11 protein-coding genes and 2 pseudogenes are annotated in these 16070 nt (G+C 70.7%); 7 read left to right on the top strand and 6 right to left on the bottom strand.

Annotation, left to right across the window (positions count from 1 at the left end):
- Nucleotides 1–16 precede the first annotated feature (16 nt).
- From LRS14_RS09335 to LRS14_RS09325, 3 genes are all read left to right on the top strand, one after another.
- A complete protein-coding gene (locus LRS14_RS09335; RefSeq protein ID WP_046111613.1) occupies nucleotides 17–763 on the top strand; it encodes a response regulator transcription factor in 747 nt (248 codons plus the stop codon).
- Nucleotides 760–2529 carry an ATP-binding protein gene (locus LRS14_RS09330; RefSeq protein ID WP_046111614.1) on the top strand — a complete coding sequence of 590 codons (1770 nt, stop codon included), beginning with the start codon at nucleotides 760–762 and terminating at the stop codon, nucleotides 2527–2529. Before LRS14_RS09335 ends, LRS14_RS09330 begins: the two co-directional genes overlap by 4 nt.
- A gap of 96 nt (nucleotides 2530–2625) precedes the next feature.
- The gene (locus LRS14_RS09325) at nucleotides 2626–3645 is read left to right on the top strand and encodes an SGNH/GDSL hydrolase family protein (RefSeq protein ID WP_257799362.1); all 1020 of its coding nucleotides are present in this window, start codon (nucleotides 2626–2628) and stop codon (nucleotides 3643–3645) included.
- On the opposite strand, the gene LRS14_RS09320 is transcribed toward LRS14_RS09325, so the two are convergent.
- Both LRS14_RS09320 and LRS14_RS09315 read right to left on the bottom strand, forming a co-directional pair.
- Nucleotides 3630–4484: a ScpA family protein gene (locus LRS14_RS09320; protein WP_257799361.1), complete on the bottom strand. Its 855-nt coding sequence runs from the start codon at nucleotides 4482–4484 to the stop codon at nucleotides 3630–3632. The two genes, LRS14_RS09325 and LRS14_RS09320, sit on opposite strands and share 16 nt — an antisense overlap.
- A 37-nt stretch (nucleotides 4485–4521) precedes the next feature.
- Nucleotides 4522–4725 (bottom strand): DUF3460 family protein, encoded by a 204-nt coding sequence (locus tag LRS14_RS09315; RefSeq protein WP_046111617.1) that lies wholly within the window; start codon nucleotides 4723–4725, stop codon nucleotides 4522–4524.
- 51 nt (nucleotides 4726–4776) lie between these two features.
- On the opposite strand from LRS14_RS09315, the gene bamE reads away from it, so the two are divergent.
- Nucleotides 4777–5277, top strand: a complete 501-nt coding sequence (gene bamE / locus LRS14_RS09310; RefSeq protein WP_257799360.1) for an outer membrane protein assembly factor BamE — start codon at nucleotides 4777–4779, stop codon at nucleotides 5275–5277.
- Here the strand turns inward: bamE and LRS14_RS09305 are convergent.
- On the bottom strand, nucleotides 5261–6973 hold the full coding sequence (locus LRS14_RS09305) for a SulP family inorganic anion transporter (RefSeq protein WP_257799359.1): 1713 nt from the start codon (nucleotides 6971–6973) through the stop codon (nucleotides 5261–5263). The genes bamE and LRS14_RS09305 overlap by 17 nt on opposite strands.
- Before the next feature lie 29 nt (nucleotides 6974–7002).
- On the opposite strand from LRS14_RS09305, the pseudogene LRS14_RS09300 reads away from it, so the two are divergent.
- Both LRS14_RS09300 and LRS14_RS30650 read left to right on the top strand, forming a co-directional pair.
- A pseudogene (locus tag LRS14_RS09300) lies at nucleotides 7003–8274 on the top strand (esterase-like activity of phytase family protein); the annotation flags it as partial.
- 72 nt (nucleotides 8275–8346) lie between these two features.
- Nucleotides 8347–8436: pseudogene (locus tag LRS14_RS30650) on the top strand (PEP-CTERM sorting domain-containing protein); the annotation flags it as partial.
- A gap of 18 nt (nucleotides 8437–8454) precedes the next feature.
- Here LRS14_RS30650 and metG read toward each other — a convergent pair.
- Nucleotides 8455–10497 carry a methionine--tRNA ligase gene (metG, locus tag LRS14_RS09295; protein ID WP_257799358.1) on the bottom strand — a complete coding sequence of 681 codons (2043 nt, stop codon included), beginning with the start codon at nucleotides 10495–10497 and terminating at the stop codon, nucleotides 8455–8457.
- 206 nt (nucleotides 10498–10703) lie between these two features.
- On the opposite strand from metG, the gene LRS14_RS09290 reads away from it, so the two are divergent.
- Complete coding sequence (locus LRS14_RS09290) at nucleotides 10704–12779, top strand: Ig-like domain-containing protein (RefSeq protein WP_257799357.1); 2076 nt, start codon at nucleotides 10704–10706, stop codon at nucleotides 12777–12779.
- Nucleotides 12780–12792: 13 nt separating this feature from the next.
- On the opposite strand, the gene LRS14_RS09285 is transcribed toward LRS14_RS09290, so the two are convergent.
- On the bottom strand, nucleotides 12793–14367 hold the full coding sequence (locus tag LRS14_RS09285) for a glucan biosynthesis protein (protein ID WP_257799356.1): 1575 nt from the start codon (nucleotides 14365–14367) through the stop codon (nucleotides 12793–12795).
- Between the two features lie 67 nt (nucleotides 14368–14434).
- Nucleotides 14435–16051 (bottom strand): glucan biosynthesis protein, encoded by a 1617-nt coding sequence (locus LRS14_RS09280; protein WP_257799355.1) that lies wholly within the window; start codon nucleotides 16049–16051, stop codon nucleotides 14435–14437.
- Nucleotides 16052–16070: the final 19 nt, after the last annotated feature.

Below are 16070 nucleotides of genomic sequence, written 5' to 3'. Positions count from 1 at the left end.
CACGAGGAGCTTCGCCATGAAGGTGCTGTTGGTCGATGACCATCCCTTGATCCTGTCGGCCCTGCAGGGGGTGATCCGCGGGCTGGGCGACGATGTGACGGTGGTGGGCGTGGCCAGCGCCGCCGAGCTGCGCAACCACTTGCAGCACGATCCCGAGTTCGACCTGGTGCTGCTGGACCTGCAGCTGGGCGATGCCAACGGCTTCGACGTGCTGGCCGAGCTGCGCGGGCAGTACCCGGCGCTGCCGGTGGTGGTGGTGTCGGCCTCCGACCGGGCCAGCGACGTGATCCAGGCCATCGACCTGGGCGCGATGGGCTTCGTGCCCAAGCGGGCCTCCAACGACATGCTGTTCGAGGCGCTGCGGCTGGTGATGTCGGGCGGCATCTTCGTGCCGCCGATGTCCCTGGGCGGCGACTATGCGGCCGCGCCGCCGCCGCCGTCGGAACTCGACACCGTGCCCGACGTGATGCGCATCGGCCAGCAGGCCGAGGCCGCGCCCTTCCAGCAGAACGCCACCTCGCTGGCCGCGCTGGGCCTCACGCCGCGGCAGACCGACGTGCTGGCCCAGCTGCTGCAGGGCAAGCCCAACAAGCTCATCGCGCGCGAGATGAACCTCTCCGTGGAAACGGTGAAGGACCATGTGGCCGCGGTGCTGCGGGCGCTCAACGTCAGCTCGCGCACGCAGGCGGTGCTGGCGGTCAGCCAGATGACGCAGGGGCAGCTGCCCAGCTTCCAGGCCTGGAAGCCCAACCGCCGCGGATGAAGGCTGACCACGTCCGCGCGCTGATCGCGCAAAGCCCCGCGTCGCTCACCGGCAATGCGGTGGGCTTTGGCGTGGTGGTGGGCGTGTTCCTGCCGCTGGCCCATCCGATGGTGCTGGGCGGCTGGCTCGCCGCGGTCATGCTGCTGTGGCTGCTGCGCCTGGCCCACTGGTGGCGCTACCACCGGCAGGAACAGGCCGGCACGCTGGACGATGCCACCCTGCTGGGCTGGTATCCCAGCTACCTGGTGCTGGTGTTGCTGCAGGGCGCGCAGTGGGGCGCCACGGTGTGGCTGTTCTGGGAGCTGGGCACGCCCTACCACCGGCTGGCGCTGATCCTGGTGGCCTATGCCTACACGCTGGGCGCGGTGCAGCTGCTGGTCACGCAGGGGCCGGTGTTCAATGCCTTCATCAGCCTGGTGCTGGTGCCCACCATCCTGCGCATCGTCACCGACAGCTCCGAGCCGTTCCACTGGCAGCTGGCAGTGGTGCTGGGCGTGATCTTCGTGGCCACGCTGGTCATCGGCCGCACCCACCGCAGCGCGCTGGAGCAGGCCATCATGCTGAAGGCCCGCACCGACCAGCTGGCCGCGCAGCTGCGGGTGGAGAAGGCCGCCGCCGACGAGGCCCGCCGCGCGGCCGAGGCCGCCAGCCGCGCCAAGACCCAGTTCTTCGCCGCGGCCAGCCACGACCTGCGGCAGCCGCTGCATGCCATGGGCCTGTTCGCCGAGGCCCTGCGCCAGCGCATCCGCGACCCCGAGGTGGCCTCGCTGGTCAACAGCATCAACGAGAGCGTGGATGCGCTCGAAGGCCTGTTCGGCGAGCTGCTGGACATCACCCGCATCGACAGCGGCGGCGTGGACGTGAATCCGCATCCGGTGCGCATGAAGGAGGTGTTCACCCGGCTGCGGCTGCACTTCGAGCCGCTGGCCTTCGAGAAGGGCCTGGCGCTGGGCTTCCATGGCGACCGCCATGTGGTTCACACCGATCCGGTGCTGCTGGAGCGCATCCTGCGCAACCTGGTGAGCAATGCCATCCGCTACACCGAGGACGGCGGCGTGCTGGTGAGCTGCCGCAAGCGCGGCGAGCGCATGCTGGTGCAGGTGTGGGACAGCGGCATCGGCGTGTCCGAGGCGGCGCTGCCACGCATCTTCGACGAGTTCTACCAGGTGCACACCAGCCGCCCGCTGGAGGCGCACCACCGCAAGGGCCTGGGACTGGGGCTGGCCATCGTCAAGCGGCTGGCCGACCTGCTGCAGGCGCCGCTGCAGGTGCGATCGCGGGTGGACCGGGGCACCGTGTTCTCGCTGGAGCTGCCCATGGGCATCGAGCAGCGGCGGGTGGAGCGCGACATCAGCCGCAGCAAGGCGGCGATCGGCCTCACGCTGGAAGGCCGCCGCATGGTGGTGGTGGAGGACGAGGCCGCGGTGCGCGAAGGCCTGGTGGTGCTGCTGCAGGCCTGGGGCGCGCAGGTGGACGCCTTCGAGACGGTGGAGGCGGTGCAGGCCTGGGTCGCCCAGCCCGGCACGCTGCAGCCCGATCTGCTCATCGTGGACTACCGGCTGCCCGCCGGCACCACCGGGCTGGAGGCGCTGGCCGTGCTGCGCGGGCGCTGGCCGAAGGCGACGCTGCCGGCCATCGTGGTCACCGGCAGCAGCCTGGGCGGGCACGAGGACGAATCGGCCACGCATGACTTCCACCTGCTCATCAAGCCGGTGCTGCCCAACAAGCTGCGGGCGATGATCGCCTTCAAGCTGGGCATGCGATAGCCGCCCGGGGTGTGCGTGGCAATCCCTTGTCGCCCCCTGTCGCGGGCGGCGGGCTGTGGCTAGAGTCCGAGCCCAAACACCCGCAGGAGAAGTGCCATGACCGCCCCGTTCCGTGCCCGCCCCTGGTTGTGGGCCGCCTGCCTGGTGCTGGCCGCGCCGCTCGCCCAGGCCGCCACCAGCTTCAACGGGCTGTACATCGTCGGCGACAGCCTGTCGGACGCGGGCAATGCCGCCGCGGCGGTGGGCACCGATCCGGCGCAGGTGATCTCGTCGAATGCCTACGTGCCCGCGCGGCCGTACGGCAGCGGCACGCTGTCCAACGGCGACGTCTGGGCCACCACCTTCGCGCAGGCCCTGGGCCTGTCGGCTGCGCCCTCGCTGGCAGGCGGCACCAACTTCGCCTTCGGCGGCGCGCGCACCAGCGGCGGTGCGGCGCCCAGCCTGGCGGTGCAGGCGGGCGGACTGCTGTCGGCCACCGGCAATCTGCTGCCGCCCGATGCGCTGTACGTGGTGGCCGGCGGCGGCAACAACGGCCGCGATGCGCTGGTGGCCATCGCCGGCGGCGCCGACGCCAACACCACCATCGCCACCACCGCGGCCACCTACGCGGCCGACGTCGGCGGCATCGTGGACAGCCTGCAGGCCGCGGGCGCCCGGCACATCGTGGTGTGGAACGCGCCCAACCTCGGCCTCACCCCGGCCGCGCGGCTGGCCGGCCCGGCGGCACAGGCCGGTGCCAGCTTCCTCACCGCGCAGATGAACGCCAAGCTGGAGGAGGAACTGGCCGGCGAGCAGGGTGTGTACACCTTCGACCTCTACGGCCTCGTGAGTACGGTGGTGGCCGCCGCCCAAGACCCGTCGAACAACTCGCCGTTCCTCAACGTCACCGATGCCTGCGGCAACCCGGCGGCCGCTTGCGACCCGGCCACCGCGCTGTTCTGGGACGGCATCCACCCCACCACGCTGGGGCATCAGGTGATCGCGGGCGGCATGCTGGCCACGGTGGCCGCCATCCCGGAACCCTCCACCTACGCCCTGATGCTGGGCGGCCTGGTCGCCGTGGGCGTGCTGGCGCGGCGCCGCGGCGCGCGCGCGGTGCCTCAGCTGGGCGCGTAGGCCAGGCGCACGTAGATCGGGGCGAAGGCCTCGGCCTGCGTCACCTCGAGCAGGCGCTCCCGCGCCAGCTCCAGCATCGCGATGAAGGTGACCACCAGCACGGGCACGCCGCGGCTGGTGTCGAACAGCTCCTCGAACTCCACGAAGCGCTTGCCCTGCAGCCGGCGCAGCACGATGGTCATGTGCTCGCGCACCGACAGCTGCTCGCGGCTGATCTTGTGGTGCTGGTTCAGCCGCGCACGCTTGAGGATGTCGGCCCAGGCCTCGCGCAGTTCGTCGATGGACACATCGGGGAAGCGCGGCTTCAGGCTCTGCTCCACCGTCACCTGCGCCCGCAGGAAGTCGCGGCCCAGCACCGGCAGCGCATCCAGCTTGAAGGCGGCCAGCTTCATCTGCTCGTACTCGATCAGCCGTCGCACCAGCTCGGCCCGCGGGTCCTCGGCCTCATGGCCGTCCGCCGACTTCTTCGGCGGCAGCAGCATGCGGCTCTTGATCTCGATGAGCATCGCGGCCATCAGCAGGTATTCGCTGGCCAGCTCCAGGTTGCTCTTGCGGATCTGGTCGACGTAGGCCAGGTACTGGCGCGTCACGTCGGCCAGCGGAATGTCGAGGATGTTGAAGTTCTGCTTGCGGATCAGGTACAGCAGCAGGTCCAGCGGGCCTTCGAAGGCCTCCAGGAACACTTCCAACGCGTCCGGCGGGATGTAGAGATCCTGCGGCATCGCGAACAGCGGCTCGCCGTACAGGCGGGCCACGGCCACCGTGTCGATGACGTGCGGCGGCGCTTCCAGCACCGCGGGCGGCAGGGCGCCGCCGGAGGCGGGCGAGGGCTCGGACATCGGCGGCGCCGGGTGCGGGCGGTCGGCGGCGGGCCGCTTACTTGCCCTTGGTCTGGTAGACGTAGGGTTGTTGCGCCACGCGGGCGTCCTTGTATTCGGCTTGCGCCTGGCGGTCGATGGGCCGGTCCCACAGCAGGGAACGGCCGGCGCGCTGTTCGGCTTCCAGCGTGGGCTTCTGCGCCTTCAGCGAGTCGATGAACTGGGTCACGTCGGACTTGTAGGGCTTCCAGAAGAGCGGCATGGCGCGTGGACAAGAATGAGGCAGGAACTTCAGAGTTTACCCGGGGCACCCATGGACAACTGGACGATCAAGGCCGTGTTCGCAGCCGCGGCCGTGGTGGCCGGCCTGCTGGCCGGCTGCGATGCCGAGCGCATCGCCAAGCTGGAAGAAGGCGTGGCCACCGAGGCCGATGTGCGAAAACAATTCGGCGAACCTGCAGCCGTGTTCGACGAGCCCGACGGTTCGCGCACTTTCGACTATCCCCGCCAGCCCGAAGGCGCGGTCAACTACATGATCACCATCGGCCCGGATGGCCGCATGACGGCGCTGCGCCAGGTGCTCACCGCGCGCAACCTGGAGCGGGTGCAGCCCGGCATGTCGGCCGACGAGGTGCGCCGCCTGCTGGGCCGGCCGGCGAAGCAGCAGACCTACGCCCTGAAGCAGCAGACCGAATGGGACTGGCGCTGGCAGGACGGCGGGCAGGCCAAGGCCTTCACCGTGGTGTTCGATGCCGGCATGAAGGTGCTGCGCACCGGCATCGGCGACGACCCGCGCATCACGTCGCCGGGCTGAGCGGCTGCGCGGGCGCCCAGCGCCGCAGGGCCTCGTCCAGCGTGGCGGCCAGGCCGCCTTCGCCGAGCGCCGTCTCGAAGCCTGCGCGGCGCACCAGCGACCGCGGCTGTGGATTCAGGTCGGCCAGCACCAGGCGCACGCCGCGGCGCTGCAAGGCCCGCTGCAGCTGCACCAGGGCGTCCAGGCCCGAGGCATCCATGGACACCAGCCGGTGCATCTCCAGCACCAGCACGCGGCTGTCGGCGGGCACCTGGTCGGCCAGGTCCTCGATCTTGCCCACCGCGCCGAAGAACAGCGCGCCGTACAGGCCGATGACCTGCACGCCGGCCACGCCCGACGGCACGGGCTGCGCCTGGAACAGCGTGCCCATGCGCCAGATGAAGAACACGCAGGCCGACACCAGCCCCACCTGCACCGCCACCGTGAGGTCGAACACCACCGTGAGCACGAAGGTGCCCAGCAGCGTGGTGCGGTAGGCCAGCGAGAACTGCCGCAGCCGGGCGAACTCGTGCCATTCGCCCATGTTCCAGGCCACGAACAGCAGGATGCCGGCCAGCACCGCCAGCGGCACGTGCAGCGCCAGCGGCGCGGCCAGCAGCACGATGGCCAGCAGCACCACCGCATGCACCATGCCGGCAACCGGCGTGGTGGCGCCGGCGCGCAGGTTGGTCACGGTGCGGGCGATGGTGCCGGTGGCGGGTATGCCGCCGAAGAACGGCGTGACGATGTTGGCCACGCCCTGGGCCATCAGCTCCTGGTTGGGGTCGTGGCGCGGAAAGGCTGACTGGCCCAGGCTGTCGGCCACCCGCGCGCACAGCAGCGACTCCACCGCACCCAGCACGGCGATGGTCAGCGTGGGGATGAAGAGCTGCTGTACCGTCTGCCAGCTGAAGGCCGGCAGCGCAAAGGCAGGCAGGCCTTGCGGTATGCCGCCGAAGCGCGAGCCGATGGTCTCCACCGGCAGCGCCAGCAGCGTGCTGGCCAGCGTGAGCGTGACCAGCGCGACGATCTGCCCCGGCATGCGGGCCGCCGCCTGGAACATGCCGGCCTCGGTCAGCCGGTCGGGCAGGTGGATGCCGGGCAGCAGGTCGCCGCGCTTGAACAGCCGCGGCCACAGCAGCAGCCCGCCGAAGCACAGCAGGCCCAGCACGAGGGCATGCGGGTTGAAGGTGTGCATCGCCTGGCCGAAGGCGCGCAGCTGCGAGAAGAAGTCGGCCGGCAGCTTGTCGATGCGCAGGCCGAGCAGGTCGCGCACCTGCGACAGCGCAATGAGCACGGCGATGCCGTTGGTGAAGCCGATGACGATGTTCACCGGCACGTAGCGCACCAGCGCGCCCAGCCGCAGCAGCCCCATGGCGAACAGCAGCACGCCCGCCATCACGGTGGAGATCAGCAGGTTGGCCAGGCCATGGCGCTCGACGATGCCGTAGACGATGACGATGAAGGCACCCGCCGGCCCCCCGATCTGCACGTTGGAGCCGCCCAGCGCCGAGATGATGAAGCCCGCGATGATCGCGGTGAACAGCCCCGCCTCCGGCTTGACGCCGCTGGCGATGGCAAAGGCCATGGCCAGTGGCAGCGCCACGATGCCGACGGTGAGGCCGGCGCCGGCATCGGCGAGGAAGCGGTCGCGGCCGTAGCCCTTCAGGCTGCCGAGCAGGCGAGGGCGGAAGCGGTGGAGCGGGATCGGGGGCATGCGGTCTCCGGTGGGCTGCTGTGACGGGAATGCCAGGCAGCGAGGCTCGGAGGGCCGCAGTGATGCACACGCGCCATGAAGCGCCGCCTGCGCGATGGCGGCAGGTTCTGCGGGGCAGGGGCGGCATGTGTCACGCGCCGATTGTGGTGCGCTTTCATGCGCAGGTCATGGTCGGCCGCGAGCATGCGGCTCTTTCATTGCCTTCCGCAGGACACCGCATGACTCCCACGCTTCGCCCCCTTGCTGCGCTGATGCTGATGCTGGCCGCCAGCGCCCCGATGGCCGCGCCGGTCGGCCTGGACTACCTGGGCCAGGCCACGCTGGCCACCGGCACGCAGTTCGCCGGTACGCAGGTGGGCGGTCTCTCGGGCATCGACTACGACGCGGCCACCCAGACCTACATCGCCATCAGCGACGACCGCAGCCAGCTCAACCCGGCTCGCTACTACCGCATGACGCTGGACACCGCGCAGTTCCAGCGCGCCAACAACGCCAGCGCCGCCGGCGTGCAGTTCACCGGCGTGACCACGCTGCGCAACCTGGACGGCCAGCCGTTCGCCGCGGCCGGCGTCGACCCGGAATCGATCCGCCTGGTGCGTGGCGCCAAAGGCCCGACGCTGCTGTGGACCAGCGAAGGCCAGCGCAGCGCCGCCGGCCTGCAGAACCCCACGCTGCGCGAGATGCACCTCGACGGCACCCCCGTGCGCGGCGTCGACGTGCCCGCCACCTTCCTGCCGGCCGGCACCGTCGCCGGCAATGCCGCGGGCGACCGCGGCGTGCGCAACAACCTGGCCTTCGAGAGCCTGACGCTGTCCACCGACGGCACCCGTGCCTACGTGGCCACCGAAGGCGCCCTGGTGCAGGACGGCCCGGCCGCCACGCTGGCCGCCGGCTCGTACAGCCGAGTGGCCGAGTTCAACCTGGCCAGCGGCCAGGCCGGTGCGCAGTACGTCTACCGCACCGATGCCATCGTCGCCGCGCCCGCGCCGGGTGGTTTCTCCGACAACGGCCTGGTGGAGATGCTGGCGGTGTCCGAAGGCCGCTTCATCGCGATGGAGCGGTCGTTCTCCACCGGCGTGGGCTTCAACATCCGGCTGTACCTGACCGACACCGTGGGCGCCAGCGACGTGTCGTCGCTGGCTTCGCTGCAGGGCGCCAGCTTCAGCACCATGCGCAAGTCGCTGCTGCTGGACCTGGGCACGCTGCGCAACGACGACGGCTCCGCCCTGGTGCTGGACAACATCGAAGGCATCACCTGGGGTGCCGACGTCGGCGGTCGCAAGACGCTGATGCTGGTGGCCGACAACAACTTCTCGACCGGCGAGTTCACGCAGTTCGTCGCGCTGGGCGTCAACGGCGACCTGGCCCTGGCGCCGGTGCCGGAGCCCTCGACCTATGCGCTGATGCTGGGCGGTCTGGCGCTGATGGGCGCCGTGGCCCGCCGCCGAAAGCGCGGCGGCTGAGGCACAGCGCCAACGTGCTCAGCGCACCCGCATGCCGGGTTGCGCGCCCGGGCCGGGCTCCAGCACGAAGATGCCGGGCTCGGCCTTCTCGTCGGCATGCGATGCGGCCAGCACCATGCCTTCGCTCAGGCCGAACTTCATCTTGCGCGGCGCCAGGTTGGCCACCATCACCGTCAGCTTGCCCACCAGGTCTTCGGGCTTGTAGGCCGACTTGATGCCGCTGAACACGTTGCGGGTGCGGCCCTCGCCCACGTCCAGCGTCAGGCGCAGCAGCTTGTCGCTGCCTTCCACGGCTTCGGCATTGACGATCTTGGCGATGCGCAGGTCGACCTTGCTGAAGTCATCGATCTTGATCTCGGGCGCGATGTCCTCGCCGCCCGGCACCACCTTGGGCGCCGGCGGCGGGGCCAGCAGCTCGTCGAGCTGCTGCGTGTCCACGCGCTGCATCAGGTGCTTGAACTCGCCGATGCGCTCCACCTGCGAAGGGCCGATGCTGCGGTCGAAGCGCACGTTCAGGAAGGTGGCGGCCCGCGCCGCGGTATCCGGCAGCACGGCGGCCAGCAGGCGCGTCAGCAGCTCGAAGGCACGCATCAGCGTGCTGCACACCTCGTGCAGGCGCTGGGCGGCCTCGGGCTTCTTGGCCAGCTCCCAGGGCTTGTTCTCGTCGGTGTAGCCGTTGACCACGTCGGCCAGCGCCATGATGTCGCGCAGGGCCTTGCCGTACTCGCGCTCGTCGAACAGCCTGCACAGCGCCGGCTGCGCGGCCACGATCTGGTCGTGGATGGCGGCATCGGCGGCCGGCAGCTCGGCCACCGGCAGCACGCGGCCTTCAAAGCGCTTGTTCAGGAAACCGGCGGCCCGGCTGGCAATGTTGACGTACTTGCCGATCAGGTCGGAGTTGACCCGGGCCACGAAGTCCTCGGGATTGAAGTCCACGTCTTCCACCCGGCCGTTGAGCTTGGCCGCCAGGTAGTAGCGCAGCCACTCGGCATTCATGCCCAGCTCCAGGTACTTCAGCGGCGACAGGCCGGTGCCGCGGCTCTTGCTCATCTTCTCGCCGCTGAGCTGCAGGAAGCCGTGCACGTTCACGTGGTCGGGCGTCTTGCGGCCGCTGAAGTGCAGCATCGCCGGCCAGAACAGCGTGTGGAAGTAGGTGATGTCCTTGCCGATGAAGTGGATCTGCTCCACGCTGGGGTCGGCGAAGAAGGCGTCGAAGTCGCGGCCGGTCTTGCCGAAGTAGTTCTTCAACGAGGCGAGGTAGCCCACCGGAGCGTCCAGCCATACGTAGAAGTACTTGTCCTCGGTGTCCGGGATGCGGATGCCGAAGTAGGGCGCATCGCGGCTGATGTCCCAGTCGGCCAGGCCGCCGTGGCCGTGCTCGTCCACCGCGAACCACTCGCTGATCTTGTTCAGCACCTCGGGCTGCAGCCGGCCCGGCGTGTGCGTCCAGTCCTTCAGGAAGTCGAGGCAGCGCTGCGACGAGAGCTGGAAGAAGTAGTGCACGCTGGTCTTGAGCACCGGCGTGGCGCCGGTCAGCGCCGAGTACGGGTTCTTCAGCTCGGTAGGGGAGTACACCGCGCCGCACACCTCGCAGCTGTCGCCGTACTGGTCCTTGGCGCCGCACCGGGGGCACTCGCCCTTGATGTAGCGGTCGGGCAGGAACATGTTCTTCACCGGGTCGAAGAACTGCTCGATCGAGCGCTCGGTGATCAGGCCGGCCTTGCGCAGCGCGCGGTAGATGTCCTGCGCCAGCTCGTGGTTCTCGGGGCCGTCGGTGGAGTGCCAGTTGTCGAAGCCGATGTGGAAGCCGTCGAGGTACTGCTGGCGGCCGGCGGCGATGTCGGCCACGAAGGCCTGCGGCGTCTTGCCGGCCTTTTCGGCCGCGATCATGATCGGCGCGCCGTGGGCATCGTCCGCGCACACGAAGTGCACCTCGTGGCCCTGCATGCGCTGGTGCCGCACCCAGATGTCGGCCTGGATGTACTCCATCATGTGGCCGATGTGGAAGGGCGCGTTGGCGTAGGGCAGGGCGGTGGTGACGAAGATTTTGCGGTGGGTCATGGGGTGCACGCCGAGGCAGTGGGGCGCTCGGGGCGATCGAGGATTGTAGGAAAGGCCTCCTGCAGATGCAGGAGGCGGCGGCAGCGCCTCCATCAGCCAGCGGATGTGCTGCCGCACCGGGGCCGAAGAGAGTGCGCCGGCGGCCCGCTGCGGCCGCTGCCTGCCGGCTGGATGTCCCGGGCCGCGGGCGCCCCTAGGAGGATCGCATGCCCCGCCCGCACACACCCGAGCCCCGCGCCGCCGCCGGCCGCTCCCGCCACCCCCAGCCCGCGCGCCGCCGATGGCGCACCGGTGCGCCGTTCTGCGTCGCCTGGCTGGCCGCCGCGCTGGTGGCGGGCTGCGGCGGCGACGGCGACGATGCCGCGGTGCTGAACGCCGATGCAGACAGCGCCACCATGCCCTGGAACACCAGCGTGACGGTGGACGTGCTGGCCAACGACAGCAGCAACGACGGACCGGTGACCGTGGCCTCGGTGGCCGAGCCCGAACACGGCACCGCGGCCATGGTGGATGGCCGACTTGTCTATACACCTGAGCCCGGCTGGTTCGGCGTGGAGACGGTGACCTACACCGCCAGCGGTGCCGGCATCCAGGTGGCGGTGCCGGTGCGCATCGCGGTGCAGGCCCGCATGACCCTGGCCGGCACCGTGGCCGACGCGCCGCTGGCCCGGGCCGCGGTGAAGGTGGCGGTGGGCGACGACGAGTTCGGCACCACCACCGACGCCGACGGCCGCTACCGCGTGGAGGTGACCGCCGATGCGCAGGCCGACGTGGTGCGCATCGAGGCCACCGGCACCGGCACGCAAGCCACCGTGCGCCTGGTCGGCTATGCCGGCACGGCCGGCGCGGTGGCCGAGGACATCGATGCCGCCGGCGTGGTCAGCGCAGCCGACGAGCCGGGGCTGGACGTGTCCCACGTCAGCACCGCCATCGCCGCGCTGATCTCGCGTGGCAAGGACGGCGCGCCCAAGACGGGCGAGGCGCTGGACGCGGCGCTGGCCACGGTGTCGCCCGAAGCAGCGCTGATGGTGGCCACGCTGCTGCAGCAGGTGATAGACCATGGCCAGCCCCTGCCCGCAGGGCATGCCGACACCTGGGCCTTCGCGTTGGATGCGTCCGCCACCCGTGCGCGGCGCAACGAGATGATGGTCGACGGCAGCTGGTGGTCGGCGCTCTCGGACACGATGGACCGCGCGCCCGCCGTGCCCTTCACCGGCCCCGCCACCGGCGAGGCCACGCTGGTGGTGCAGGACGTCTATGGCCTGGGCGAGCTGTGGCTGCTGCGTGCCGATGGTGGCGGCACCGCCACTGCGCCCGAAGGCACGCGCGACCTCCGCTGGCAGGTGCAGGACGGCGACCTGTCCGTCAGCTATGCCCAGCCCCGCCTGGACTACACCACGTGGGCGCCGGACCCGCAGACCCAGGAGATGCTGCGCGTGAACGTCGAGACCACCGGCCTGCGGCTGCGGCTGGTCAGCGGCCGTCAACTGGCGGTGTCTTCCCGCCTGCAGCGCCAGACCGTCAGCGAAGGCCCGCGCAGCGGCGAGGTGCTCCTGGCCGCCCAGGCCGAGCCGTGGCAGCCGGCGTCGGTGGCCACCGCGCTGGATGCCTACCCGGTGGAAGCGGCCGACCTCGCGCCGGGCACCCGCTGGGCCGGTGCGGTGCTGCGCGCGCCGTCGTCCAGCTTCGACGGCCTGGCCGCCGACGTGCTGCAGGTGGAGTCCGCCACCCGGGCGCGGCTGGAGCTGGCGGGCGTGGAGCGCACGCTGAGCGTGGCCGACGGCAGCTTCAGCCTGAAGGACTCCACGGGCGCGGAATGGCGCTATACGCGGCTGCGCCCGGCCACGGCCGACGGCCTGGAATCCTGGCTGGTGCAGGGCCGCATCGGCACGCCCACCGCCTGGGCCGCGGTGGTGCCGATCGCGCCGCTGGCCAAGCGGTACACGCCGACGGCCGCCGACCTGGCGCGTGCATGGGACTTCGACCCCGATGGCGCCTATGGCAGGTGGAGCATCACGCTGCAGGCCGATGGCACCGCGTCCGTGTACGACGCGGCGGGCCGCTGGACGCTGCAGCCCGACGGCCAGGCGCACATCGTGCGGCCCGACTCCGGCGGCTATGAGCAGGTGATCCAGTGGTGGCCGCTGGCGCTGGCCGACGGCCGCATGGTGGTGCTGCAGAACGAGCAGTACCTGCCCACGGGCGAGGTGCCGGCCTCCGACGCGGCCGTCACCCGCTACCGCACGCTGACGGTCGTGGAGGCGGCCCCACCGGCACCCTGAAGCGCAAGGTGCCTCACCCCACCGCCCGCTCCGCGGGCGGCGGTGGCTGCCACTGGTACAGCCAGGTCTCGGTGAGTGCCTTGTCGCCGCTGCGCAGGTACAGGCGCACGGTGATCTGCTCGGTGCTGTCGTCCGGCGGCACCAGGTCGAACATGGCGCGGTAGCCCTTGACCGCGTCCAGCGGCCGGGCCGAGGTGATCTCGGCCTTGCCGCGGCTCAGGCTGATCACCGGCTCCACCCTGGCGCCCGCGGGCAGCCGGGCCAGCTCGCCACCTGCGAAGTCGATGGCGAAGCGCCAGGAGAAATACGGCCGCGGCTTGCCCACCACGCCGCCGAGACCGGTGCGCGTGGCCACGCAGCGCGCCAGCGGCGGCTGCACCGGCGCCTCGGCGCCCCAGTGCAGCCGGTAGGCGAACAGCGCCTCCTGCGCCGGCACCAGCGGCGTGGCCGGGTTCCAGAAGGCGACGATGTTGTCGAAGGTCTCGTCCACCGTCGGAATCTCCACCAGCTGCACCGAGCCGGCGCCCCAGTCGCCCTTGGGCTCCACCCACAGGCTGGGCCGGCGGTCGTAGAACACGCCGTCGTCCTGGTAGTGGTTGAAGTCGCGGTCGCGCTGCAGCAGGCCGAAGCCGCGCGGCTGCCGGTCGGCGAAGGCGTTGAAGGCGAGGTGGCGCGGATTGGTCAGCGGCCGCCAGATCCATTCGCCGCCGCCGGTGTGCATCGCCAGGCCGTCGGAATCATGGATCTCGGGCCGCCAGTCGTTGGCCATGCGGCGGTCGTTCTCGCCGGTCTGGTACATGCTGGTACAGGGCGCGATGCCCAGCCGCTCGATCGGCTTGCGCGGGTACAGCGCGGCATCCACGTCCATCACCGTGGTGTCGCCGGGCACGATGGCAAAGCGGTAGGCGCCGGCCACGCTGGGCGAATCCAGCATCGCGTAGACCACCAGCGTGCCGGACTTGGGATCGGGCCGCTCCAGGAAGAAGTCGGTGAAGTCGGGAAACTCCTCCGGCCGCCCCATCGCGGTGTCGATCGCCAGGCCGCGGGCCGACAGGCCGTACTGCTTGCTGGCGCCCACGGCGCGGAAGTAGCTGGCGCCGAGGAAGGCGGCCATGTCCAGCTTGAAGTTGGTGTCGAAGTTCAGCCGGAAGCCCGCGAAGCCCAGGTCGGGCGGCTGCTTCGCGCCGTTCAGGCCGCTCTTGCCGTAGTCGAACATCGCGGGGTCGTAGGCCAGCTCCTGGGCCTGGCCGCCGCGTACCTCGAACATGCGCACCGGCCGCTTGAAGAACAGGCCCAGGTGGAACAGCTTGACCTGGAAGCGCAGCGATTCGTCGGCCCACAGCGCATGGTCGGGCTTGAAGATGATGGCCTGGTACTGGTCCCAGTCCAGCGCGGCCACGTCGGCCGGCAAGTCCTGCCCGTGCGGCCTGTAGGGCTTGCCGGCCAGGTCGCGCGCGGCGCCCTTGAGCCAGGCGTAGTCGAAGGCCTGCGCCTTGCCCAGCGGCTTCAGGCCCGCCGCGCGGGCTGCGGGCGAAAGCATCGAAAGCGCGGCCGCACCAGCGGCGCCGAGCACGGTCCTGCGTTGCATGAAGGCCTTGTCGTGTGACATGGCCTGGCATTGGCAACGCCAGTGCCCAGGGCGCGGCCGGCAGACGTCAGAAGGGGTGGTACTGGTAGAGCCAGGTCTCGGACAGCGTCTGCTCGCCGTTGCGCAGGTACAGCCGGATGTCCACCGGCTGCGTGCCTTCGGCGGTGAAGTCGAACTGCGCGCGCCAATGGCCGGGCACGCCATCGGGCACGGCTTCGGTGAACACGTACGAGAACCGGCCGCTGGCGGCCGACAGCACCGCCTCGGGTTTGACGCCGAAGGGCAGCTCCTTCAGCGGCCCGCCCATGAACTCCACCATGAACTTGCGCACGCCCGCCGGCCGCGGCTGCCCTGGCTGGCCGCCACGGCCCAGCCGCGTGCCGGTGCAGTGCGCCAGCGGCGTGGGATAGGGTTCCTTGTCGGTCCAGTGCAGGCGGTAGCGCAGGTCGTAGCGGCTGCCGGCGCGTGCAGGCTGGCGCGGCACCCACATCGCCACGGTGTTGTCGTGGATCTCGTCGTCGGTCGGGATCTCGATCAGCTGCACCTCGCCTTCGCCCCAGGCGCTGCCCAGCGGCTCCACCCACAGGCCGGGGCGGCGGTCGTACATCACGCCGTCCAGGTAGTGGTCGAAGTTGCGGTCGCGCTGCCACAGGCCGAAGCCGCGCGGGTTGTTGTCGGCAAAGGCCGAGGCGGTGGTTCCGCCGGGGTTGTTCAGCGGGCGCCAGATGCGCTCGCCGGCGCCGTTCCACATCGCCAGGCCGTCGGAATCGTGCACCTCCGGCCGCCAGTCGATGGCGGTGGGCTTGACCGTCTCGGAGTACCAGTACATCGAGGTCAGCGGCGCCAGGCCCAGGCGGGCCACGTTCTTGCGCAGGAACAGGCGCGCATCGATGTCCATGATGACCGCGGCCTCGCGCTTCATCACGAAGCGGTAGGCGCCGGTGATGCTGGGGCCCTCCAGCAGCGCATGCACCGTCACGCTGGTGCTGCCTTCGGCCGGCGGCTCGAACCAGAAATGGGTGAAGGACGGGAATTCCTCGTCCTGCCCCGGCACCGCCGGATTGATGGCCACGCCGCGGGCCGACAGGCCGTACTGGTACAGCTCGCCGATGGCGCGGAAGTAGCTGGCGCCCAGGAAGGCCACCCAGTCGTTGGACTTCCAGTCGAGCTTCGCCTGGTCGCCCAGCCGGCTTTCCTGGAAGCGGAAGCCGGCAAAGCCCGCGCCTTCGGGCAGCTCGCGCGCCGGGCTGTCGGCCGGCATCTCGAAGTACTGCGGCGAATACAGGATCTCGCGTGCGCCGAAGGCCTCGCCCTGCTTCTCCAGCACATGCATGTGCACCGGCGTCTGGAAGAAGCGGCCCATGTGGAAGAAGGTGACCGGGAACGGGCCCGGGCCGTCCTTGAACAGCGCGCTGCCGGTGTCGAACTTGAGCTTGCCGTGCGCTTCGTAGTCGATGCGCTCCAGCACCTCGCGCGGCAGGTTCACCACCGGCGTGGGCGCCTGGCGGGCCATGGCTTCGGCACGGGCCACCAGCGCATCGAACGAGAACGGCTTGCGCGGCCCCAGCCGCAGGCCGGTGGCGGCCAGCGCCTGCGGGGGCAGGCCCAGGGCGGCCAGGCCCAGCGCGCTGCCGGCGGCGGTGATGAAGTGGCGTCGGTCGAGGCGGGTGGTCTTGTCGTCCATGCGGAATGCGGTAGTCAAA

Origin of the sequence: Aquincola sp. J276 (genome assembly GCF_024700035.1) — a bacterium.
GTDB classification, from domain to species: Bacteria; Pseudomonadota; Gammaproteobacteria; order Burkholderiales; family Burkholderiaceae_C; genus Aquincola; species Aquincola tertiaricarbonis.
Note: the sequence above shows the minus strand (reverse complement) of the source record. Positions and strands in the feature narration are given on the sequence as shown.

Excerpts from the sequence above, each read along its gene's own strand:
- metG (WP_257799358.1), bottom strand. The coding sequence starts at position 10,497 with ATGACCCACCGCAAAATCTTCGTCACCACCGCCCTGCCCTACGCCAAC.
- LRS14_RS09285 (WP_257799356.1), bottom strand. The coding sequence starts at position 14,367 with ATGCAACGCAGGACCGTGCTCGGCGCCGCTGGTGCGGCCGCGCTTTCG.
- bamE (WP_257799360.1), top strand. The coding sequence starts at position 4,777 with ATGGACAACTGGACGATCAAGGCCGTGTTCGCAGCCGCGGCCGTGGTG.
- LRS14_RS09330 (WP_046111614.1), top strand. The coding sequence starts at position 760 with ATGAAGGCTGACCACGTCCGCGCGCTGATCGCGCAAAGCCCCGCGTCG.
- LRS14_RS09290 (WP_257799357.1), top strand. The coding sequence starts at position 10,704 with ATGCCCCGCCCGCACACACCCGAGCCCCGCGCCGCCGCCGGCCGCTCC.
- LRS14_RS09320 (WP_257799361.1), bottom strand. The coding sequence starts at position 4,484 with ATGTCCGAGCCCTCGCCCGCCTCCGGCGGCGCCCTGCCGCCCGCGGTG.
- LRS14_RS09305 (WP_257799359.1), bottom strand. The coding sequence starts at position 6,973 with ATGCCCCCGATCCCGCTCCACCGCTTCCGCCCTCGCCTGCTCGGCAGC.
- LRS14_RS09315 (WP_046111617.1), bottom strand. The coding sequence starts at position 4,725 with ATGCCGCTCTTCTGGAAGCCCTACAAGTCCGACGTGACCCAGTTCATC.
- LRS14_RS09280 (WP_257799355.1), bottom strand. The coding sequence starts at position 16,051 with ATGGACGACAAGACCACCCGCCTCGACCGACGCCACTTCATCACCGCC.
- LRS14_RS09325 (WP_257799362.1), top strand. The coding sequence starts at position 2,626 with ATGACCGCCCCGTTCCGTGCCCGCCCCTGGTTGTGGGCCGCCTGCCTG.
- LRS14_RS09335 (WP_046111613.1), top strand. The coding sequence starts at position 17 with ATGAAGGTGCTGTTGGTCGATGACCATCCCTTGATCCTGTCGGCCCTG.